This is a genomic window from Candidatus Nitrosotenuis uzonensis (assembly GCF_000723185.1).
Taxonomy (GTDB): domain Archaea; phylum Thermoproteota; class Nitrososphaeria; order Nitrososphaerales; family Nitrosopumilaceae; genus Nitrosotenuis; species Nitrosotenuis uzonensis.
The window spans coordinates 178,418-200,292 of record NZ_CBTY010000011.1 but is presented as its reverse complement, the minus strand read 5'-3'; the positions used below and the strand labels follow the sequence as shown (position 1 = coordinate 200,292).

The following is a 21,875-nucleotide window of genomic DNA, read 5'->3' as shown; positions in this document are numbered from 1 at the left end:
GTAGTTTGATATCAATATCTTTATTGAATGAACGCTAAGCTTTGGTTAGCTTGAATTCATTCAGTCTACAAATATAAGGAAATCATTTTTGCCACTCATCATTGCAGTTTGATTCTGCTGGAAATAGAATACGAACCAGCACAAGTCCACGAGAAGTCAATTTGAGAAAAGTAAGAGAACCTATTTCGCTCAATGAAGCGTTGGATTTGGTAGGAGAGTTTGTTGGAAAAGAACCTACTCAAAAACAACGCGATGTAATCAAAAAAATCCAATACGCAATTGGACTTGGTTACAAAAAGATACTACTATCGGCCCCTACCGGAACTGGGAAATCCTGGATTGCCATGGCCCTCGCATTATATTTTAGATCTGCCACAATTCTTACGTCTACTGTACTCTTACAGGATCAGTACAGAAAAGAGTTTGGTTTTGTCAACACGATACGTGGTAAGAAGCGGTTTTTGTGCGAACAGTCAAATCGTGTCTTTGACTGTACTCAAGGATATTGTAATGATTGTCAATACAAACCGGAATCTGACGCATATACTGTACAAAGACGAGGTACTATAGCAGAGACAATCCAGGGCCATGATATGCCAAGAAAGTGTCAATATTACGACCAAATAGAAATCGGCAAGAGGGCTAGTTTTGCAGTGTATTCGTACGCATCGTACCTATCCCATCTTTTATCTGATGAAGAGATGCCAAAAAGGAAGCTGCTTGTATGCGATGAGGCTCATGAGCTTGATGAAGAGATATCAAACCAGCTTGCGATAAATCTTTCCGGGTTTTATGGTGCCATACTTGGAGTCGACATGCCAAAATTTTCAACCACGTCAAGACTAGAATCGATTAAAAATTATGTAGATTCTATTTCCGAGAGCTACAAGATGCGTGAGGCCATCATAAAAGTATGTGCGGAACACACATTAGAATTGCAATCAGAGCAGCATATCAAAAAACACGCAAGCTGCTTAAAACACGGTTTGAAAATGAAAACTGATTGTGCAAGCTGTTCTAAGGTTCGGGAATACATAAAAAGCAAGGAATTTTTAAAATGCAAAGATCATGTAAGTTGTAAAAACGATCATAGATTTGTAAACCATTTTGTTTTGAATGATTTGAAAAATTATTCTACAAAAATAAAAACATTACAAAAAGGACTGCATTCATCAGACCAGAATTATATCATAACAGATATTCAATCAAAAGATGATAAATCGCATAACTTTGATGAAGTGACAATAAAGCCATGGAAGATAGATTGGTTTATTGAAGATCTCACATCCGGTTTTGATTTGACAGTGTTCATGTCGGCGACAATTAATCTTGAGCTTTTTTGCAAGGAGACTGGATTTAAGGAAAATGAAGTATATTTTATCGATGAGGATTCCAATATCCCTATTCAGAACAGGAAGATCATATTTTTGAAGACAGACTATGTTGAGGCATCAGATGCTCTCTCAAACAGCATTATATCACAAATTGAGGCTATTTTGAAAATAAGATCAGAGCAGCGTGGAGTGATTTTGCTTACAAGTTACTCTCAAATGGAGCACATATTGCAAAACATCTCAGATGAGAATAAAAAAAGACTTTTACCGATTTTTAGGGGTCAGGACAAATATGAGATACTGGAATCGCATAAAAGCTCAAAAAACTCCGTTCTCATCTCACCTGGACTAGAATCTGGTGTGAACCTTCCAGATGACGACAGCAGATTTCAGATCATTGTAAAAGCTCCATACTATCCAACAGTAGACGACCTACGTATGAAGAAGATATATGATTCAGAGTCAGACCACCGTAGATACTTTCTAAAATCCGCATATCGTCTTTTGCAGATGGCAGGCAGAAGCGTCAGACACATGCAAGATTACGCCACAACTTATGTACTAGATTCCAAGGCCGAGAGGATGATCTATTACCAGAAAAAAGATCTTCCAAAATGGTTTATTGAGGCCTGTGAGGGAGTTTCAAAGTAAATCTTTCTTCAAAAGATAAAATGGCATCATTTTATTGACAGTCTTTGCTCTAAGATCAACAGGATCTGAAACAAGTATTTGGATTTTTCTTGCTTTCAGAAGATATCCTTTATTTTGAATAAATTTGATAATTTCCTGTATTGCAGATGTTGTGCCTTGCAGATATCCAAGCTGCACTATGCAATCATCAATATTAGATTTGTTCCATATTCCAATTGCATTTTTGTATGCAATTATTCTTCCATTTCTGACAAGTCGTCTTATTATGTGCCGGTCAAGCTCGTACCATCTCCAAGATTCTGTAAACGTCTGAAAAGCAAATTCTTTCACGCAAGTTGGATTTGAGACTGTGATTGCTTTAGATTTTCTTTTTCTAGGTTTAGCATAGTACAGCCACCATCTGCTCTCAATTATGTATCCAAGGGATTTTGCCATCTTTAGAGATTTTCTATTTTCTTGTGCTATTAGCATCCGTGACACAGTGCAGTTTCTACGTTTGGCAATTTTTTCAGAGTATCTTACGAGCCTGCTTGCAAGGCCTCTGCGCCTAAAACTAGGATTTACTCGCAATCCTTCAATCCAGATTTGATTTTTTAGGAAATCATGGTGACACATGCCCAGCGGCTCGTTATCATTTTCAATTACGGTCAATCCTCCATCCTTTAACCACGCATCCCAGACGGATGGGATATAGTCACCCCAAGAAAATGTGTCTTGACAAAATTTCAATATTGATTCTTTATCGCTCGTCTTTGCTTTACGAATTCGCAATAGCACCTATATCCACTATGAGGTCACTTATGTTTGATTATTTGTTTCAATCATATAAAAAAAGCAAGTACAATTCCTACGAGATTGTTAAATACAAAATAGCAGCCATGCGAAGCTGAATTGGACCCTAGGAGAGGGCAGCTACTACCTTCAATTCTAGTATTGATGCCAATACTGTTTGTTACGGTTCCAGTATTTGCCGAAGAGATCATAACACTAGAAACTGACGCAGAGGCATATTTTACAGGTGATGTGATGATAATTTCAGGACATGTGCCGAACTGGAAAATGCCAGTTATTGCAATGAGCATATTTGATCCAGACGGAGACATTCTGTCTGCAAACAATGTAGAAATAGAAAACGATGGCACGTTTACTAGAATAGTTACGCTTGATTCTCCTTTTTATGACAAGACAGGCATTTATCTGATTACGGTAGATTATGGCAAGAACAGTGCATTTACTGTTTTTGAGGTATTTTCAGATCAGACTAATAATGAGCCAGTATTACCACCTTCAAAGATAATACCTGAGGTAACAAGCCTGAAAGCAGATAAGAATTCATACCATACTGATGAATTCATTATGATCACTGGAACGGTATCTGCTATTGCAGAACCAACTGTGCTTGTGGGCATTTACAATCCAGACGGTTCTCCTGCCAGCTTTTACACCGCAGAGATAGACCAGAATTTGAATTTTTCAGCCAAATTTTTGGCAAAGAGTGGAATCAACTTCAAAACTTTTGGCACGTATTCTGTCAAGGCACATTATGCAAATACAAAACTGGTCACCACATTTGACTTTCTTGAGACAGCAATGAATGCAGATATCCCAGTGCAAAACGATAAGCCGTCATCTAATGAAACTGTAAGTAATGCCGATAAACAAGTACCGGAAAATACTCCAAAAACCGAAACCGAACCAATTTCAAACAAAGATGGAAAAGAAATCACCCGCCCCATACCTTCAGAAACCAAACCTACAGAGCACAAGTCAGATGTTGGAATTGAGGATGATTTCAGATATGCCGACAATCTAACTGTTCATGATGAAGAGTTAGGCAAGATGCTAAATGAGATCACGCTGAACTGTGATACGAGTGAATTCAGAGACTCCTTGGTGTACTATGACGGCATGGGTCCTGCATTGATGAGGTTATGTAAGTATGAGCAGGCAATATCTTATTTTGATGCTGCTCTCCTAATCACTCCAAATCGAGCGGAGATTTACTCAAACAAAGGTTCTGCTCTTGCAAAGCTTGGTCAATACAGTAATGCAATTGCATATTATGATGCCGCATTGGAAATTGATCCAAAGTTCATACCAGCTCTTAATAACAAGGCAAATTTGCTAATGCACCTTGGCAGTGTTGATGATGCGATTTCAACGTACAGAAAGGTTCTTGCTATAGACCCCAACTATTCTGTGACACTGACCAATCTGGAAAGAGCGCAATCCAAACAATCAGAGACAATCATGGTCAAGGCGCAAATTGCAGAACAAATAGAAGAACCCGTTTTAATTGAATACGAGCCGGAGCCAGAAATGCGTGAGCAGATTGTAGAAAAGACCGAACAGGGTATTTTAGAACAAATAGGAAGTGTCTTTTCCACTATTGGCATAATTTTTGGCCTTGTGAGATAGATATTATCCCAGTTTGGTTGTCTGTTCATTTCAGAATCATAACAGGTTATAGATTTACGGTCAGGATCTCAATTATGGAAAGCAAATGTAGAGCCTGTGGAAGGCCTTTGATTGGTATGCCGACTGATACAAGATACTGTTCAATTGAATGTACGTATGGCCTGCCAAACTTCAAAGAAGAAGTTGCTGTCTACCCCTAGAATGTCTTGCCAGAACTATTTTCTGTGGGTTTAACAGGTTGTGCGGATCAAACTCGTTTTTAAGTTTGTAAAATAGCTCGTATGTCCTGTGTCCATATTGCATTCTAACGAATTTTGTGCGGGCGATGCCATCACCGTGCTCGCCAGTTATGGTCCCTTTCATGGTTATGACCTGAGTAAAGAACTCTTTGGCAATGGTGTTGATAGTTTTTTTGCATTTGTTTTTGGATGCAAGACGTATGTGGATATTCCCATTTCCTGCATGACCATACATTACCAATCTGACGCCATATCTTCTTGCTGTTTTTTCTGCAAGCAATAGAAGGTCAGCTAGACTATGCAGGGGAACCGTAGCATCCTCAATTATATGAGGAAGTGTTTTGCTGGAAAGAAGATTTTTCAGGCTAAAATATAATGCCGAATTTCTGGCTGTCCACCATTTTGCTATGGATTTTTTGTCGCTAAACTTGTAAAGAATTTGTCCTGCTATTATATTTGATAACAAGGAAACATTCCTTCCTGTATTGGCATCAAACTCTACATACAAGAGGCATTTTATTTCATGTGGAAATCTGGCTGTAATATTCTTCATTGTGTTATGATCGACAAATTCTAGAGCAGATGGTCTAAGCTTTACGATTTTCTGGCAGTCAATAGCTGCTTCTTTTATGGATTCATATCCTAAGATGACAAGTATTCTTTTCTTTGGAAGATCATATATACGCAGTTTTGCAGATACAACAATTCCAAGAGTCCCTTCTGATGCAGCAATTATTTTTTGGGTTTCCGAGATATTGGAAACAGCATCAAGTCTGTATCCGCATGAATTTTTTGATACTTGAGGATATTTTTGTCTGTCAACCTGCCTTGCCAGTTTGACTACTGATTGCGCAAGTCTTGTTCTTGATGGAAGCTTAAGCATCTTGCCGCTTGCCGTTATCATTGTAACTTCAAGAAGATTGTCTATCGTGCTGCCATATTTAAGAGACCTACTTCCGCTGGCGTTAGTTCCAATCATGCCTCCTATTGTACAATACGGTCCAACCGATGGATTGGGTCCAAGAAATTTTCCGTGTTTTTCCAGAATTTGATCTAATCTTCCTTTGTGGACACCAGCTCCGACTTCCACATGATTTTGAAAAATCCTAATTCTATCAAGGTTACGCAAGTCAATTATTATTCCGCTGTTGAGAGCACTTCCGACCAGCCCCGTGCCACCCCCACGTGGAGTTACTGAAAGTTTGTTTTTAGTTGCAAACAATAGCGTCTTGATTATGTCTTTGATTGTTTTTGGAACAACCACGAGAGAAGGTCTTATCTGATATAGGCTAGAATCTACCGAATAGTTTTCAAGTGTTTGCCTGTCCGAGAAAACCCTGCCCCGTATGCTCCTTTGCAGTACCTCTACATTCATGGTCTATTTTGAGTCTGTCCTCTATTCAAATTTTCATCGTAGACTTGCAAGAAGGCATGCCGCAAAGCGGGGTACATTATGATATAATTGCATACGTAACTCAATGCATGTCAACCATACAAATCGTAAAAGGGCAGCCCGAGCCTGCAAAGAATCTGGTCAAAGCATCACCAGTAAAAAAGGGCGCAAATGCTTCAGGAACACGTCTTGACTTACCAACCAATGTAACCATAACAGGCAAGGATCTGATAGGCCTTACTTGGATGCTGCTAGAGGATGACTATTGATACGTAGCATTCATGGTCTACTCAGATCGATAAAAAAGAACGGCCATTTGGAGTTTGATCTAGATATTCTAGAATCACTAAAGTAAAATGAGAATCTTTTTAACAAATTTTGACCATAGAATACTGCCAAATGGATTTTGAGCATCTGTTGGATAGGATAATGGATCTTGACGAAAATATCAGGCACGCACGAATATGCGATATGAATGCAAATGTTGTCTGTTCTGCAAAAAGAAGGGATGTAACAAATCTACTTACAGAGGAAGAAACCCAAGAATCGCTAAAGTACTCGGTGAATTCTTGGAAGATCAGGGCAAAGCTTGCACACAAGATAGGGAAAGGAAGGTATGTGCTTGCAGTATACGATAAGCTAAGGCGAGTCACCATGCCGCTTGGTGATGCACATTTGCTTTTGGTTAGCATAGATAACAAGGGCGGACAAATGGACATTATCGAGAAACTTGAGAACGAATTACACGGTGACTATACCCACTATTAAGATGATAGGTTAGGACCAGAAGCGTCTCCCTACTGGATATGCCGCTACGTGAAATTCAAACCCTTCCTTAAATATAATTTCGACGTATAATATGCGGCGAAACGAGGATACTCAGATTGAGCTCGTCCGTAGGTGAACGGATAGGATCCAAAAGTCTGAGGAATGCATTGGATTACCATGCCGCTGCATTCTACGCCCAAATTGCCCCCCGGCATTGGGTTGTACCATTTCCTCGTCGTCGCACTCTAAAACACTTTTTATCCAAAAGTTTTGACCAAAGATTTCCAGTGTCAACGCAGGATGACGATTTGTGTAGTCAGTTACCAGAGGCCGCCATCGCCGCTTCCAGGTTCCATCTTTTTGGCAGGCAGGTGTCCGTGTGCTTTTTTGATATGTCTTTGCAGGCGTTCAGGATCATGTAATTCTAATCCGCATGTTTTGCATTTTGTTTCCTTTGCATCGTCCTTTTTGTTAAATAGACCCATTACTCAACCAGATCTAAAAATCCATTATAAAAGCTCTGTTCAACATTTTGAATATTGTCATAAAATGAATAAAAAATGGCGCATAAGCGCCTCTAGAAAGCAGACACGTAACCAAATGAGAGCATCAGCACAGATAAAGCTCCCATTACAGCTACGGTATATTTTGCGGTTAGGCTCTTAATGGGATTTTTTATCATGATGTATAATTAATTGGAAAAATTTTTAAAAATTTTTCAGCTTTTTAGCTTAGCTATCAGCTTTTAATTAGATTTGATCATTCCAGATAAATAAAGTCGGTGTAGTTTCACATGATATGCCTTTTGTATTTTGTCCAAAATGTGGCTCGCATTTGGAAATTCAGGATATAACAGATGATGGAGTGGACAAGAAGGAATTGTATTGCACCAAATGTGAGTTCAGAAAGACTTATGGTCCAAGTTAGAGATTAGGCAGTTTTTACCAGACATCATCCACTTCGTCTAATTCCTTGTAATCCACCGGTTGCTCTCTTCTTATAATTTTCAGTCTGGAAATATCCCTATCAAAGAAAAGATCTGCCGTCCAGTCAAGTATGACTCTGAGTCTTTTGTTCAGTTTTGGAATCTTGCGAAGATACACCGTTCTCCAGATCCACCATGCTACTATCCCATAAATATTCAGGCCGCCTAGCTGCGCAATCGCAGTTCTTTTGCCTATGATCGCCATCTGACCCTTTGACACATAATCTATCTTTTTCCTCTTGTGTCCCTTGATGTCAGCATATAGATTGTATGCAGCAATCTTTGCCTCAGCTTCTGCGTTCTGGGCAGTTGGCGGGTATGGTTTTCCCGTGTTCGGATCAATTGTAAGTGAGCAGTCCCCTACAACAAACGTTCCGGCAAAGTCTGGTACCTCAAGATATTCATTTACAATTACTCTACCCCTGTCAGTCTTAAAAGAAGAGTTTTTGATTGTATCCACAGGTGTAACACCAGCTGTCCATATCAACGTCTTGGTCTGTATGGAATCAAGAGTGATTTCCTTTACGGGATTTTTTGAAGGATCTGTGGCGTTTTTTATTATCACTTCAGAACCGTCAAAGTTGACCACAAGTGTGTTAAGTCTTATCTCGATCCCCCTCTGTATCAGTTTGTCGCGTGTGAATTTGGCAAGCTTGTCTGAGAATCCTGGCAGGACTACAGAGAGAGCTTCAAGAATAATTACTCTGATGTCTTGCTCCAAGATATGCGGATAGTGTTTTTTTGCGTCATGTAAAAAATCTAGCATCTCTCCAGCCGTCTCTATTCCCGCAAAGCCGGCACCTACTACAACAAATGTCAGTAATGATTGTTTGAGTATCGGATCAGTCTCGTTTTCTGCTTGCTCTAGCATGTCTATTATTCGGTTTCGCAACACGACTGCATCATTGAGTGTCTTCATAGTATACGCATAAGTTTCGACCGACTGGTTGCCAAAGAAATTGGTCTGGCTTCCCAGCGCCACAACCAGATAATCATAATCAAGGGAGATACCACGCTTTTCGTTCGTGCCATAAAGTGTAACGCGCTTCCCGTATGGGTCTATGTTCTTGACTCTCCCCTCGTAGAACGTCGCTTTCTTGCATATTGTCCTGATCGGTATTATTATGTGGCGCGTCTCTATCATGCCAGATGCCACCTGAGGCAGCATTGGTGTGAACAAAAGAAAGTTGTCCTCAGATACTAGCACTAGCTCAACGTCAGAATCATGTTTGAAATATGATTCCAGCCTGCGCGTGCATTCTACACCCGCAAAACCACCGCCCAAGACCAGAATTCTTTTCTTTGTCACCTATTTACTTCAAATTCTGTTGATATAATGTTTGATTAGCGATAGCAGGCATGCTGTTACGGTAAGAATTGCAACACCATAATTAAAATATCACAAAAAGACCTATTTTTCATGAAAAAAGAGTATGTCGTAGTGCGTATCGATGCGGCGCCTGACGGGGCACCATATGTAGTGTTATCTTTGTCCCCTACCAAGGATTTTAAGGAAAGTCAATCTTTCCCCCAGTCCCCGTTTGGTTCTGGGGTTATGGGTTTTTCCAACATGGATGACATGATGAAGAGCCTCAACAAGATGCTTTCTGGAGGAGCGTTTGGAATGCCTGGCGGTCTGACTAGCATAAAGCTTGACATGCGTGAATACAAGGACCTTGGCGTGTCAGTTGGCGATAAGGTCTTTCTGGAAATATCAAAAGCAGAGACCCTAGGCGTTTAATTACCTAGATATTTCTGCCCTCAGAACCTCATATGCTTTTGAGGCATCATGTTCCTTTAGGATAAGGATTATGTCATCTTGCGAAAAGTACGCGTTCTGCAGCTCTATCCCGTTATCATGCAGAATTTCTGCCACATATGATACTGCATCAGACCTATTTTGGTCAGCAGATATGCGGATCTTTATTTTTGCAAGACCTGTACTGACTATGTTTTTAGCAGAGGGAAGAGACTCGAACATCCTCCTAATGTCCGCTAGATCCTCAGTTAACACTCTAACCGTCGAGTCGGCCAGCTTGAAAAACTCATAATCAGAATCATACTGTTCAAACTTGCCAAGTATCGAGGCAGGATCATCTTGAATATCACTTGACGAGAACTTGATATCGAGAATGCCGTCAGTTAGTGAAAGCCTTGCGTTTTTGAGCACGGATTCTGTCTTTACATCCTCCTTTTCTACGAACGAATCGGCATATCGCTTGATGGCTACAACTATCGTGTTCAGATTTACGGGGTTGCCTAACTGCTTTTCAACATCAGGTTGAATTTTGACTGCAAGTGCAGTATAGTTGATCACGTCCATTTTCATGCAGTCGTATATGGAACGGTTTCTGGTTATTATCTCGCGAACTACTTCCGGCACAGATAGATTCGATGTTCTCACGATAACATTATCATATGTCATATATAATAGCCTTATGTAATGATATAAACAAATATCATAAAAATTTATATAATGTAATAGATATTACAATCTATAGGTGAATATTACATGTTCTTAGATGAAGAATTCGATAGGCTCTTTCAGAGAATGTCAAGGTCTTTCATGGATTTTGATGATGTCTTTGAGAGTATCAAAAGAGCCGACGGCAAGACCGTAGGACCATATTATTACGGATACACAGTAACCGTTGGGCCTGATGGCAAGCCGCAAGTAAGGGAGTACGGAAACATAAAACCAAGCCTACTGCCGACAGCAGACGCAAGAGAGCCACTGGTTGACACATTGGTGGATGAAAAGGAGGGAGTCCTCAAGTTAGTAGCAGAAATGCCCGGAGTTGAAAAGAACGATATCAAGGTAGTAGTAGAAGGCAATAAGGTAAACATTGACGCAGAAAAGGGAGACAGAAAATACCATACAACCATACCCATCAGAAATAAGATAGATGTTGACTCTGTAAAGGCATCATACACTAACGGAATATTGGAAGTTCAATTCCGACTCAAAAAAGAAGACAAACCAAAGGGTAAGACCGTGGAGGTCTCCTAAATTTTTAGGTGATTAAATGAGCGAGATAATACTAAAAATCGACGAGATATCACAGAGACATGTTGGAAAGGGAATAGCTGTAATTGACCCGAAAATAGTAAAGGATAATGATTGGCACACAGGGCAGATTGTTGAGCTTTTGGCCAACAAGAAGACTCACGTTAAGATCTGGCCGGGATCTGCAGATGATTATGGTTCTGGAATAATACGTATTGATGGATTAACGCGACATAACATAGGGGCAGCTATAGGAGAGAAAGTGCAAGTAAAGACAGTAAATGCCGCCGAAGCCGAGAAAATTGTCTTATCTCCGGTGGAAAAAATGTCGGTGGAAGGCCTACAGGAATACATGTCTACACTTTATGAAGGACATGTTTTTACGACCGGAGATACCGTAATAGTAAACACCCACCTTGGAGGAAAGACCCAGCTTATAGTCACTTCCACTAGCCCATCAAAACCTGTTATTGTTACTCCAAGAACACAGTTCGTACTAGGCTCTATGACACAGGCTATGGACAACACGATTCCAAGAATTACATATGATGACTTGGGTGGTCTTAAAAAGGAGGTACAGAAGATACGCGAGATGGTAGAGCTTCCAATGCGTCATCCAGAGATTTTCGATAAGATCGGCATAGAGGCGCCTAAAGGGGTCTTATTATACGGTCCTCCAGGAACCGGTAAGACATTACTTGCAAAGGCCCTAGCTGGAGAGACAAATGCTCACTTTACGTCTATTTCTGGGCCCGAAATAATGGGCAAATACTATGGGGAATCAGAAGAGAGACTGCGAGAGATATTCAAGCAGGCCGAGGAGAACACACCCAGTATCATCTTTATTGATGAGATTGATTCGATTGCACCAAAACGTGACGAGGTTACAGGAGAGGTAGAAAAAAGAGTCGTATCACAGCTTCTCACGCTAATGGATGGAATGAAATCAAGAGGCAAGGTAGTGGTAATTGCTGCTACAAACAGGCCCGATTCAATAGATCCTGCACTAAGAAGGCCAGGGCGATTTGATAGGGAGATAGAAATTGGAATACCAGATGAAGAGGGACGTCTTGAAATTCTCAACATACACACACGTGGTATGCCAGTTGACGAAAAAGTGAACCTAGAACAGATTGCCAGAATAACGCACGGATTTGTGGGAGCTGATCTTGAAGCATTAGCAAAAGAAGCTGCAATGAGATCACTTAGGAGGATTCTGCCAGAAATCAACTTGGATCAGGAAAAGATTTCCTCCGAGATACTACAAAAGATAAAGATTCTTGATGAGGACTTTAAAGAAGCGCTAAAGGAGGTAAAACCATCCGCATTGAGAGAGGTGCTAGTCGAGATACCGAATGTAACATGGGACGAAGTAGGCGGACTAGAATCGCTCAAGGAAGAATTGAAGGAAGCAGTTGAGTGGCCGTTAAAACACAAGGAAGCATTCAAGTATGTTGACGTATCACCGCCAAAGGGGATTTTGTTGCATGGTCCTCCAGGAACTGGAAAGACTTTGATAGCAAAGGCCCTAGCAAAGATGACCGAGTCCAACTTTATCAGTGTCAAAGGTCCTGAGCTACTATCAAAATGGGTAGGAGAATCCGAGAAGGGAGTACGTGAAGTATTCAGAAAGGCACGACAAGCATCCCCATGTATCATATTCTTTGACGAGATAGATGCCCTTATCCCAAAAAGAGGTGGAGGTGATTCATCGCATGTGACGGAGAGCGTAGTATCCCAAATACTAACCGAAATTGACGGACTTGAAGAGCTGCACGGCGTGTTAGTGATAGGAGCGACAAACAGGCTTGATATCGTTGATTCGGCACTTCTCAGGCCAGGACGATTTGACAGGATCATCGAAGTACCAAGACCTGACGCGGCAGGACGAAAGCATATCTTTGAGATTCACACAAGAAGAAAGCCACTTGCAGAAGATGTGAATATCGACAAGCTTGTAGAAGCTACAGACGGATACACCGGAGCTGAGATTGCTGCCGTATGTAGCAGAGCTGCAATAAGCGCATTGAAACGACATGTTAGTGGGGAAGTGCAATCATACAAAGACATCAAGATAACTCATCAAGACTTGGAAAATGCAATAAAAAAAGTGAGGTCACCTGCAGTTGCAACCTCACTAGCCTAAGATTTTTTTAAAAGTGAGGGCATAGTCCTCAAATCCTAGTTTTTTGTAAAATTTATGAGATGACGTTCTTGCGTATCCTGATTCAAGTCGTATTCTAAAACAATTGTTGCTTTTTGCAATTTTTACACATTGATTGACAAGCTTTCTTCCAACTCCCCTTCCACGGTATTTGGACGATACTATGAGCTCCGGTATGTACATCTCTTTTCCGACCTGGTTTAATCTGTCCATCAGCACAATGCTTACCAGCCCGACTATTTTGGAGTTCTCGCGTGCGACAAGCAGCATCTTGTCTTTATTTGAGATATACGCTACGATCATCTTTTCAAATCGGATTTTTTCTGATTTGTTTGCAGGTGCGGGTCTGCCAAGCTCAACTAGCAGTTCGAGTATTGCATTCATGTGTTTTTTAGATGCGTTTTGGATACTGATCAAGCAAAATGTTGTAGCAGTACGCTTGAATAAAGTATCCTCTAGAGATAGATTATAAAAAGAAATTTTTGATGACTGAACTTAATCGATAAGTTCAGTCCAGCCCTTAACGAAGACTGAATTCTTGTATAGAGGAACTGGTTGACCTACTGTGAAGTCCATTGGTCTCATCCAGAAGATTGCCTTTGTTGGGCAAACGCCAATGCATGCTCCGTCGGAGATGCATCTTTCTGGATAAAAGACAAATGCCTTACCTCTCTTCCAGCCTTCTACTGGTTTTACTCTAAGTACATCTGGTCCCAAGCTTGTGCAGATTTCAACGCAGAGTGCGCATCCAATGCACATTTGTTCACCAATGTCTGGTAAAATTGCTACTGGCATTTTTTATCAAACTAACTACCTTTTGGATCTTAATATAATTTCCCTAAAAATTACCAATTATAACGGCGTTAGGAAATTTTTAACGGTGTTATAGAGTAGAACGCGTCAAGTCGATTTCACATTGCATCCAGATCGAATTGAATTGAGGATTTTGTAAAATTGTTATGATCCACTAGGGACAGTTGGAAATATGATTCTTGTTTTTTTACAGAGATGATATTCATTTTCTCAATTTCAATGACACGTCTTCCAAGAGCTGACAAGATCCATCCTTGGCCTTCCCTGAATTTTGAAATACTGCCAATTAGAATTGTGGATGAACTGTATCTTCCTGCACTGGCAAGCAACATTACCATACTATTGACCAACCTGCCCGCGTCTTTTTGATCTAGCATTGTAAAAAATCCGTTGAGCGAATCAAAAATTACCAGATACTTATTTAACGATATTTTTTCAACGCCTGCTGCCAGATCTTCTTTTATTCTATCAGCTGTTGGAACTATTATTTCTGTGCTCTCACCCTTCTCCAAAATTCCAGATGTTGTATATCCACTGTAGAGCATATCAAAGTCAAAATATAATGTCGGAATCCGCAAGAGCATGGATATTTTGTGAAAAAAATATGTTTTTGCCACGGCATCATCAAATGAGATTGAGTTAAGAGTTTGGCTGGAAAGAATTTTGAGTATTTCTTCGACTGGATGACCCCTCTGATTTTTATGCAACAGCTATGGAGATCCGGTGAGGTATAAAATTAATTTGGATCAAGAGTTTGTTTCTCAGTCGTTTGTCAAGTCAGATAGGATTTATCTGAACAGCGCTTCATCTTCGTTGATTCCCATTCAGAGCATGAAAGCCATGACTGATTTTATGCTTCAATACAATAGTCTTGGTCCCGATTCACTGGATTTTGCAGCAGTATTAACAGAAAAGACCTCTAGGCTCAGAGACACCATATCAAGGCTGGTAGGATGCAGAAAGGAAGAAGTGGTTCTAACTCAGAGCACGACCGAAGGGATTAATTTTGTTGCAAATGGATTAGAGTTTGATAGAGATTCCAACATCGTAATACGGGGAACCACACATGAGCATCATGCAAATTATTTTCCCTGGCTGCGTCTTGGAAAGAAAATACAAATTAGAAATATCAGTCATGATCAGAACGGTTTTTTTCAGATATCAGAATTTGAGAATCTTCTGGATGATAACACAAAACTTGTTGCCCTGAGCCATGCTTTGTATAACACTGGAGCAATACTACCAATAGATACAGTTGGAAAGATTTTAGAAGAAAAAGCAATTCCGTACTTTGTCGACACTGCACAGACAGTAGGTTGTATTGGAGATTATGATTTTGGCAAGGCCAGATATGGGTTTATGGCGTTTAACGGTTACAAGTGGCTTTGTGGCCCTATGGGTATTGGGATATTTGTGTGCAAAAAAGACGTAGCGGCGCTTTTGGAGCCCACATATCTGGCTGGAGAGTCAGCCATAGCTTATGATACGGACAAGCTTGCATACAAGGACATTCCAGACAAGTTTCAAGCAAGTTATAGAAATTTTGTTGCAATTGCAGGACTTGAGAGTTCAATTTCTCTTCTGATGCACATAGGGTTGCAGAATATCAGGGACAAGATAATCAGATTGGCAAATTTAATGAGAGATGAGTTGAGAAAAATTCCAGGCATTACGGTGTACGGGCCTGAGAATCCGCAGGAACGGACAAGCATAGTATCATTTTCCATCGAAGGCCAAAAGTCATCAGATGTAGTCCAGAAACTAGAGAAACAGAATGTGGTTGTTGCTCTGCGCGAGATATCTGAGTTAAAGATTGTGCGTGCTTCTCCGCATTTTTTTAATACCGATTCAGAGATTCAAGCTGTGATTGATAAGATAAGGCGCCTATGATCTTCCCTGTTCTTCTATTACCATCATGGTAAGAGTCGACTGGACTTTGTCGATTTTTCTTATTTTGTTTGTAATTACGCTTCTGAGATGATCTGCGTTGTCTGCCTCTATTTTTACCACAATATCATATATCCCATAGACCCCCTGTACCTCAAATTTGAGCCCCTTTTCAACACTTAGAATTTCCTTTATCTTGGTAACTATTTCTTGATCGGAGCCAAGATCAGAGTTCAGGAGAATGAATGCGATAGGCAAGGTAGAGTTTATTCTAACTGAGATCTATTTAATATATTTGATCATGAAAAAATACTAGTCGGTAGCAAGTATTTTTGTGGAATCAGTAGATCTTACACTTGCAATATCCGAAAAAACTCCCAGTTTTCCTGGCTCACCTGCACCATTTTTCATTCCGTGGGAAGAATTGGGAAAAGATGGCTACAATCTGGAGCTGCTATTTTTGAGCTCTCATGCAGGCACGCATGTAGACGCACCGTTTCACTTTCTACCACGTGGGAAAAAAATCCACCAGTTGGATCCGGGAAGATTTCTGCGCAGCTCAAGGCTCATCAGAATACATGCAGAACCTAACTATGCGATTACAAAGTCTGACATAAAATCCTACGAAAGAGAGTTTGGCAGAATTGAGAACGGCTCAACGATAGTGTTTGCAACAGGATGGAATAGTAATCTTGGTAGATCTGGATTTTTTGAAGAAAATCCCGGGCTTTCTGAGTCGGCTTCCAGATACCTTGTGTCAAAGAAGACGAATCTGGTCGGAATAGACTCTCCTAGTATTGACGTAGGTTCAAATAAAAAATTTTCAGCACATCACATACTGCTAAAAGGTAATGTGCTGATTTTGGAGAATCTCTGCAATTTATCCAAGATAAAAGGTTCCACCTTTAATCTTGCTGCATTTCCCCTCAAATTGCAGAACGCTACCGGTTCGCCTGTGCGAGCAATCGCATTTTAGACAACAAGCTGGAATCTGTTGCGCTTGTAATTTGGATCCAATGATCCTGTGATTGGGATTTTGTGCCCGCATGTATTGCATTTGTTGTCTTTATCAAGATTCCAAGATGTAATATCAAATCCGTATCTACCTACTGCGATCTTATTGCAGCCAGGACAGTAAGTGTGTTCATATGGATGTCCGGGTAAATTGCCTATGTAGACATAATCTAGTCCCTCTTTTTTGGCAATTTCGTAATGTTTTTCCAGTGTTTTAATCGGTGTTGGTGGGAATTCCATCATCTTATAATCAGGATGGAATCTCAGAAAATGAATTGGAATCTCAGATCCAAAATTATCATACAAGAATTTGGCAAGTTTTTTTGCGTGTTCTTGGCTGTCACCGGCCTGCGGCACTATGAGATCGGTTATTTCTACATGGATCTTTGTTCTGTCCCTTATTTCGATTAGTGTATCAAAGATTGGTTTGGGGTCTGGAATCCCAATGTACTTTCTGGTAAATTGTGGTTCCGCACTTCCCTTAAAGTCAACTGTTATGCAGTCAAGAAATTCACTCATCATCCTTACTGATTGTGGCGTGTCATATCCGTTGGAGACAAAGATGTTAAAGAGTCCCTTTTTGTGAGCTTCAATTCCACAATCCCGTGCAAATTCGATAAAAATTGACGGTTCGTTATATGTATACGCTATGCCTTGTGAGTTACGCTCTACTGCAATCTGTGCTACTTGTTCAGGGGTCATATCAACTCCCTCGATTTTTCTACGCTGTGAGATGTCATAGTTCTGGCAATACTTGCACAGCCAGTTGCAGCCAGTTGTAGCAATTGAAAATATTCTAGTTCCTGGCATATAGTGAACTACGGGCTTTTTTTCAATTGGGTCTACATTTCCAGTAATGACTTTTCCGTATGAGAGCAGATCCAATCTGCCTCCAGTGTTTGCTCTTATTCCACACAGCCCTATCTGACCCTTACCTATTTCGCAGTATCTTGCACAGGCAGTGCAGCGTACTTTGTCTTCAGGCAGCTTCTCATACAAAATTGCTTCTCTGCTCAAACCGTACTGTTACGCTCTTTTCTAATATAAAGAGTACATTATGGTATCCAAGCTCTTGAGGTCTTTCAGGTTCATAGAATATGATTAACTAAATATCTGAGAATTCGACAAGGATAGAAATGAGCAAACCTGGAAACCTTTGGCGCAAAATTCACGGCAAGATTGCAAAGAGGCCCACTAACTTTTCATGGTTGATTGACAACAAACTTGCTGGCTCAGGCATGCCCACAAGTTATGAAGAGATTGTCTGGATCCAAAAACAAGGAGTAAAATCCATTGTCACGATGACCGAGGAGGGGCTGCCTGCTTCGTGGTTAGATGGCGTCAAATATCTTCATGTGCCCACAGAAGATTTTACCGCGCCAGACATTGACAGGATAGATTCTGCAGTCGAGTTCATACATAATAGAATAAAAAACAAGGAACCGGTGATGGTTCACTGTGCTGCAGGAATTGGAAGAACTGGAACCATTCTTGCCAGCTATCTTATCAAATATGAGAACATGGACGCAAAAGAAGCAATAGAAAAAGTAAGAGAGCAAAGGCCGGGATCAATCCAGTCAGAGTCCCAAGAAATTGCAGTGTCTATGTATGAAAAATATCTAAAACAGAGATGAGGTAGTTATCTATTCTGGAATAGATATGGTTTCTATTTTACCATCAACTACTTTGATAAACAGAAATCGGTTGTCTTTGAAGATCAGTGTGACGCCACCTTCTGCGTCAGGTTCTTCCACTTCAAGCACTGGTTGACCCAGCAACCCATCATATTTTGCCATGTTTATTTCCGATTGATCTTGAATATATGCTATCTGACAGTTATTTCTATTTCATTTGCAGATTTAGCATCACCAGGTTCCGTGAAATGGTGTTTTTGCCAAGATGAATAAACTTCAGCTCCGATTTTATGCGTTCCCGTTCCAAGCTCAGATGCCTTGAATGTTACCTTTTCTTCAAAATCGAACAGCTCTGCCCTCACTTCTTCTTCCGTAAGTCGGATGAACGGCTCAAAGTTTTTTGCAACCTGTACCCAGACGCGCTTTTCTTGCATTGGATTGACAAGTTTGGGATTTCTTGTCCAGAACATGGACGCCTTACGATAGGTGTCTATTTGCTTTAGTTCTTTTTTTCTAAAACCTCCAGAAAACAGCTTTATCCCATACTTTAGCTTAAACAGGTTATCGTATTTGTTGTAAGAGTCAGTCCAGTTTTTTTCATTAAAATTTTCTCTTAATGCTCCTTGTATTGAAAATGTCACTCTTACTGTAACATCATCGTTTATGCCATATTCCGGTTTGTCCAGAGCAAGGCCTACTTGCGGTATGAACGTCTTTTCGCTTCCCATAATGCATCATGATTTATATCCACAATAAGTGGTTTTCCGCTAATGAACGCACAATTGCAAAAATCCTCATCGAAGGAAGCAAACCTCTCGCTCAAGGGCTCCGATATTGGAACTTTGTACATAGTTCAACATGAGCTCTTAAAGGATCAGCAGGTTGACTTTGCCGGTGTTATTCTCAGACATCCTCTGACAAACGAGTATTGGATGCGTGTAAATGCTTCAAAGGGAAGCCCGCTCAAAGAGATCATAAAGGCTACCGAGACGGCGATCGGAATCACATCAGAGCTCAAAAAACTAATTCACTCAAAACTAAAAGGTGATTAGATGCAATTTTGCCCCAAGTGCGGCATACGCCTAAAGAAGGGTGTTTGTTCCAAATGTGGTTATTCTGAAACAGAAAAGCAAGAGGCAAAAAAGGAAAATGCGGAGATGGACAAGTCGTTCACAGTTCTTGAGGAAAACGATGGAAAAGAAGCGCTACCCACAATAAAAATAGACTGTGAGAAATGCGGTCATACAGAGGCAGTATGGTGGATGTTGCAGACCAGAAGTGCTGATGAGCCGACAACTCAGTTTTACCGATGCACAAAATGCAATCACACATGGCGCAACTATGCGTGATAACGTTTAACTGGAAGCATAAAGACAACTCAATTAGCTTTGGTCTTCTCAGCTAAAACTAGCGGTTCGGATGAATGGAAGGCGATTTTATCTGCCATTTCAACTCTTGTGGAAGAAGCTACTTTCGAGGCTACCGCTGAAGGAATTTCTTTTCGCGGTATGGATCCATCCCATGTTGCGTTAATTGATATTTCTTGGCCAAACTCAGCATTTGAAAAATATGAATGCGATGGAGATATCAAATTTGGCGTAAGAATTGATGAATTTTCAAAGCTGATCAAACGTGCAGACAAAACAGACAGCATAACCATTAGCATTGTAGACACTCTGCTTGAGATTATAATAGGAAAGAACAAACAGTACAAAATGAGGCTCATCGAAAGCTCAGCTACAGACACACCGTTGCCGAAAATACCATACGATACGAAGATCAGTCTTGGAAGCACGCTATTTGACAAGATATTAGGCGATGTGCAAGTAGTCTCAGATTATCTTACAATAAAGACGACACAGGACAAAGCAGAATTTTCCGGCAAAGGAGACTCTGGAGAGGTGCTGATCTCTTTGCAAAAACAGCAGGATGAGCTATCTGAGATTTCTGTAAAGGAGGAAAGCACCGGAACGTATAGCCTTGAGTATCTCAATCCGATAGTCAAGGCAGTAGGCACGGCATCAGGCTCTATCGTATGCGAATACTCGTCTGCCAAGCCCCTTAGGATAGAATTCAAAGTTGCGAACATGGGACGAATTCACTTCTATCTTGCGCCGAGAGTGGAAAGTTAAAGCATTTAAGGTTTAGAAACAAGAGGACATCTGAATTGAGAATAGTAGTAAAATTTGGTGGCACATCGCTTGCAACTGCAAAACAGATAAGAGAAGTTGCTAAATTCATCCACAACACAAGTAAGAATAATCAAGTAATAGTAGTTTGTTCTGCAATAAACGATGTTACTGACCAGCTTTTAGATATTTCAGGACACATACAAAAGGCAAACAAAGATGCGGCAAAAGCCAAACTTGCAAAATTAAAGAGGCAACACTACCAGATTGCCAGAGATTCTGTAATGGGATCAAAGACAAGGAAGCAGCTTTTACAAAAGCTTGATTTGGATCTGAGTGAGCTCGAAGGTCTGCTTCATGGACTTTCCTTGTTGGGAGAAGTAACTCCAAGATCATTAGATTACCTGATCTCTTTTGGTGAGCGTCTATCCATTCAGATAGTTTCAGCTGTATTGATTGATATGAAATCAAGATCGGTTGCACTGACAGGAAAGGAGGCCGGAATTGTGACAGATTCTAATTTTGGCTCATCAAAGCCGCTTATGGACACTACTAGGCTCAGGGTTCTCTCAAAGATAGAACCTTTGCTGACAAAGAAAATCATTCCAGTCATAGGCGGGTTTGCAGGAGCTGATCAGCACGGGCACATAACCACTTTCGGCAGGGGAGGTTCGGATTACACTGCAACCATAATTGCATCTTGTGTGAAGGCAGATGAGGTCTGGCTTATGAGTGATGTTGATGGTCTTATGACCGCGGATCCAAAGATGGTAAAGGATGCAAAGGTGATTCCAGAGGTATCATATGTTGAGGCAATGGAGATGGCCTTATTTGGAGCAAAGCAGATACATCCAAGATCGTTTGAGCCGCTTTTGAGCAAAAAGATTCCTATGAGAATTCGCAATAGTTTCAATGTGGATAATCTTGGAACGTTGGTCACTGCCAATCCAAGTGAGGATACAATGAGGACTGTCAAGTGCGTCAGCGTCATACGCCACAATGGCCTTATCGATATGAGGGGAGGAAGCATGGTAGGAGCTCCTGGAACCGCTGCCACGATATTTTCAACCTTAGCCAAGGCCGGCATCAACATTATGATGATATCACAAAGCCCTTCAGAATCAAGCATTACAATAGTGGTCAAAAAACAGGACTTGGACAAAGCTGTCAATACACTTGAAATGAATCTGCTGGGAAAGATGATAAAGAAAATTGACGTTACTACCGATGTTTCCATCATAGCACTTATTGGATCTGGAATGCGTGGTACTGTCGGGGTGGCATCAAAGGTTTTTGGGGCAGCTGCAAGAAATGGGGTAAACGTTGTGATGATAGCACAGGGATCATCCGAGCTTAACTTGGCGTTTGTAGTCAAAGACAGCGACTGCCAGGCAGCGGTGCAAGCATTACACGATGAGTTTGAGCTAGCAAGTAACTAA

Annotated in this window: 26 protein-coding genes; 14 read left to right on the top strand and 12 right to left on the bottom strand. The window is 40.7% G+C overall.

The features are described 5' to 3' along the window. The first annotated feature begins 161 nt into the window (after positions 1-161). Positions 162-1,985 (top strand): helicase C-terminal domain-containing protein, encoded by a 1,824-nt coding sequence (locus NITUZ_RS09355; protein WP_177309498.1) that lies wholly within the window; start codon positions 162-164, stop codon positions 1,983-1,985. Here NITUZ_RS09355 and NITUZ_RS09350 read toward each other — a convergent pair. Next, on the bottom strand, positions 1,977-2,762 hold the full coding sequence (locus tag NITUZ_RS09350) for a GNAT family N-acetyltransferase (protein WP_081844933.1): 786 nt from the start codon (positions 2,760-2,762) through the stop codon (positions 1,977-1,979). The two genes, NITUZ_RS09355 and NITUZ_RS09350, sit on opposite strands and share 9 nt — an antisense overlap. A gap of 114 nt (positions 2,763-2,876) precedes the next feature. Here NITUZ_RS09350 and NITUZ_RS09345 point away from each other — a divergent pair, with 114 nt between their 5' ends. Beyond that, the gene (locus NITUZ_RS09345) at positions 2,877-4,403 is read left to right on the top strand and encodes a tetratricopeptide repeat protein (RefSeq protein WP_155991581.1); all 1,527 of its coding nucleotides are present in this window, start codon (positions 2,877-2,879) and stop codon (positions 4,401-4,403) included. A 171-nt stretch (positions 4,404-4,574) separates the two neighbouring features. Here NITUZ_RS09345 and NITUZ_RS09340 read toward each other — a convergent pair whose 3' ends face one another. After that, positions 4,575-6,017: an FAD-binding oxidoreductase gene (locus tag NITUZ_RS09340; RefSeq protein WP_048197314.1), complete on the bottom strand. Its 1,443-nt coding sequence runs from the start codon at positions 6,015-6,017 to the stop codon at positions 4,575-4,577. Between the two features lie 56 nt (positions 6,018-6,073). Between NITUZ_RS09340 and NITUZ_RS09335 the strand changes: the two genes are divergently transcribed. Both NITUZ_RS09335 and NITUZ_RS09330 read left to right on the top strand, forming a co-directional pair. After that, positions 6,074-6,304, top strand: a complete 231-nt coding sequence (locus NITUZ_RS09335; protein WP_155991578.1) for a hypothetical protein — start codon at positions 6,074-6,076, stop codon at positions 6,302-6,304. A gap of 130 nt (positions 6,305-6,434) precedes the next feature. Next, positions 6,435-6,803: a hypothetical protein gene (locus NITUZ_RS09330; RefSeq protein ID WP_052370160.1), complete on the top strand. Its 369-nt coding sequence runs from the start codon at positions 6,435-6,437 to the stop codon at positions 6,801-6,803. Between the two features lie 320 nt (positions 6,804-7,123). Here the strand turns inward: NITUZ_RS09330 and NITUZ_RS10230 are convergent, their stop codons facing one another. Together NITUZ_RS10230 and NITUZ_RS09325 are read right to left on the bottom strand one after the other, a co-directional pair. Then, positions 7,124-7,288 carry a hypothetical protein gene (locus NITUZ_RS10230; protein ID WP_177309496.1) on the bottom strand — a complete coding sequence of 55 codons (165 nt, stop codon included), beginning with the start codon at positions 7,286-7,288 and terminating at the stop codon, positions 7,124-7,126. Between the two features lie 456 nt (positions 7,289-7,744). Beyond that, the gene (locus NITUZ_RS09325) at positions 7,745-9,097 is read right to left on the bottom strand and encodes an NAD(P)/FAD-dependent oxidoreductase (RefSeq protein WP_048197312.1); all 1,353 of its coding nucleotides are present in this window, start codon (positions 9,095-9,097) and stop codon (positions 7,745-7,747) included. 111 nt (positions 9,098-9,208) lie between these two features. Between NITUZ_RS09325 and NITUZ_RS09320 the strand changes: the two genes are divergently transcribed. Next, the gene (locus tag NITUZ_RS09320) at positions 9,209-9,529 is read left to right on the top strand and encodes a hypothetical protein (protein WP_048197311.1); all 321 of its coding nucleotides are present in this window, start codon (positions 9,209-9,211) and stop codon (positions 9,527-9,529) included. Here the strand turns inward: NITUZ_RS09320 and NITUZ_RS09315 are convergent, their stop codons facing one another. After that, the gene (locus NITUZ_RS09315) at positions 9,530-10,192 is read right to left on the bottom strand and encodes a hypothetical protein (RefSeq protein WP_048197430.1); all 663 of its coding nucleotides are present in this window, start codon (positions 10,190-10,192) and stop codon (positions 9,530-9,532) included. A gap of 108 nt (positions 10,193-10,300) precedes the next feature. Here NITUZ_RS09315 and hsp20 point away from each other — a divergent pair, with 108 nt between their 5' ends. Together hsp20 and NITUZ_RS09305 are read left to right on the top strand one after the other, a co-directional pair. Then, on the top strand, positions 10,301-10,798 hold the full coding sequence (gene hsp20 / locus NITUZ_RS09310; protein ID WP_048197310.1) for an archaeal heat shock protein Hsp20: 498 nt from the start codon (positions 10,301-10,303) through the stop codon (positions 10,796-10,798). A gap of 16 nt (positions 10,799-10,814) precedes the next feature. Further along, positions 10,815-12,941: a CDC48 family AAA ATPase gene (locus NITUZ_RS09305; RefSeq protein WP_048197309.1), complete on the top strand. Its 2,127-nt coding sequence runs from the start codon at positions 10,815-10,817 to the stop codon at positions 12,939-12,941. Here NITUZ_RS09305 and NITUZ_RS09300 read toward each other — a convergent pair. From NITUZ_RS09300 to NITUZ_RS09290, 3 genes are all read right to left on the bottom strand, one after another. After that, on the bottom strand, positions 12,933-13,376 hold the full coding sequence (locus NITUZ_RS09300; protein ID WP_244443861.1) for a GNAT family N-acetyltransferase: 444 nt from the start codon (positions 13,374-13,376) through the stop codon (positions 12,933-12,935). The genes NITUZ_RS09305 and NITUZ_RS09300 overlap by 9 nt on opposite strands. A 78-nt stretch (positions 13,377-13,454) precedes the next feature. After that, entirely contained in the window at positions 13,455-13,754 is a 300-nt protein-coding gene (locus NITUZ_RS09295; RefSeq protein ID WP_048197308.1) for an NADH-quinone oxidoreductase subunit I, read from the bottom strand. A 116-nt stretch (positions 13,755-13,870) separates the two neighbouring features. Next, positions 13,871-14,479, bottom strand: a complete 609-nt coding sequence (locus NITUZ_RS09290; protein ID WP_048197307.1) for a hypothetical protein — start codon at positions 14,477-14,479, stop codon at positions 13,871-13,873. Positions 14,480-14,513: 34 nt separating this feature from the next. Here NITUZ_RS09290 and NITUZ_RS09285 point away from each other — a divergent pair, with 34 nt between their 5' ends. Next, positions 14,514-15,662: an aminotransferase class V-fold PLP-dependent enzyme gene (locus tag NITUZ_RS09285; protein ID WP_244443860.1), complete on the top strand. Its 1,149-nt coding sequence runs from the start codon at positions 14,514-14,516 to the stop codon at positions 15,660-15,662. On the opposite strand, the gene NITUZ_RS09280 is transcribed toward NITUZ_RS09285, so the two are convergent. Continuing rightward, positions 15,657-15,917 (bottom strand): Lrp/AsnC ligand binding domain-containing protein, encoded by a 261-nt coding sequence (locus NITUZ_RS09280; protein ID WP_048197306.1) that lies wholly within the window; start codon positions 15,915-15,917, stop codon positions 15,657-15,659. The genes NITUZ_RS09285 and NITUZ_RS09280 overlap by 6 nt on opposite strands. A 76-nt stretch (positions 15,918-15,993) precedes the next feature. On the opposite strand from NITUZ_RS09280, the gene NITUZ_RS09275 reads away from it, so the two are divergent. Then, positions 15,994-16,635 (top strand): cyclase family protein, encoded by a 642-nt coding sequence (locus NITUZ_RS09275; RefSeq protein ID WP_048197305.1) that lies wholly within the window; start codon positions 15,994-15,996, stop codon positions 16,633-16,635. Here NITUZ_RS09275 and amrS read toward each other — a convergent pair. Next, the gene (gene amrS, locus NITUZ_RS09270) at positions 16,632-17,690 is read right to left on the bottom strand and encodes an AmmeMemoRadiSam system radical SAM enzyme (protein WP_048197304.1); all 1,059 of its coding nucleotides are present in this window, start codon (positions 17,688-17,690) and stop codon (positions 16,632-16,634) included. The genes NITUZ_RS09275 and amrS overlap by 4 nt on opposite strands. 119 nt (positions 17,691-17,809) lie before the next feature. Between amrS and NITUZ_RS09265 the strand changes: the two genes are divergently transcribed. After that, entirely contained in the window at positions 17,810-18,307 is a 498-nt protein-coding gene (locus NITUZ_RS09265; protein WP_048197303.1) for a dual specificity protein phosphatase 23, read from the top strand. A gap of 9 nt (positions 18,308-18,316) precedes the next feature. Here the strand turns inward: NITUZ_RS09265 and NITUZ_RS10225 are convergent, their stop codons facing one another. After that, entirely contained in the window at positions 18,317-18,469 is a 153-nt protein-coding gene (locus NITUZ_RS10225) for a hypothetical protein (RefSeq protein WP_177309495.1), read from the bottom strand. A 29-nt stretch (positions 18,470-18,498) separates the two neighbouring features. Further along, positions 18,499-19,035, bottom strand: a complete 537-nt coding sequence (locus NITUZ_RS09260; protein ID WP_048197302.1) for a hypothetical protein — start codon at positions 19,033-19,035, stop codon at positions 18,499-18,501. A gap of 42 nt (positions 19,036-19,077) precedes the next feature. Between NITUZ_RS09260 and NITUZ_RS09255 the strand changes: the two genes are divergently transcribed. The 4 genes from NITUZ_RS09255 to NITUZ_RS09240 are packed head-to-tail and all read left to right on the top strand — an operon-like array spanning position 19,078 to position 21,875. Continuing rightward, positions 19,078-19,359, top strand: coding sequence for an RpoL/Rpb11 RNA polymerase subunit family protein (locus NITUZ_RS09255; protein WP_048197301.1), 282 nt, complete (start codon positions 19,078-19,080; stop codon positions 19,357-19,359). Further along, the gene (locus NITUZ_RS09250; protein WP_048197300.1) at positions 19,360-19,656 is read left to right on the top strand and encodes a transcription factor S; all 297 of its coding nucleotides are present in this window, start codon (positions 19,360-19,362) and stop codon (positions 19,654-19,656) included. Between the two features lie 39 nt (positions 19,657-19,695). Beyond that, the gene (pcn, locus tag NITUZ_RS09245; RefSeq protein WP_048197299.1) at positions 19,696-20,439 is read left to right on the top strand and encodes a proliferating cell nuclear antigen (pcna); all 744 of its coding nucleotides are present in this window, start codon (positions 19,696-19,698) and stop codon (positions 20,437-20,439) included. 35 nt (positions 20,440-20,474) lie between these two features. Beyond that, positions 20,475-21,875 carry an aspartate kinase gene (locus NITUZ_RS09240; protein WP_048197298.1) on the top strand — a complete coding sequence of 467 codons (1,401 nt, stop codon included), beginning with the start codon at positions 20,475-20,477 and terminating at the stop codon, positions 21,873-21,875.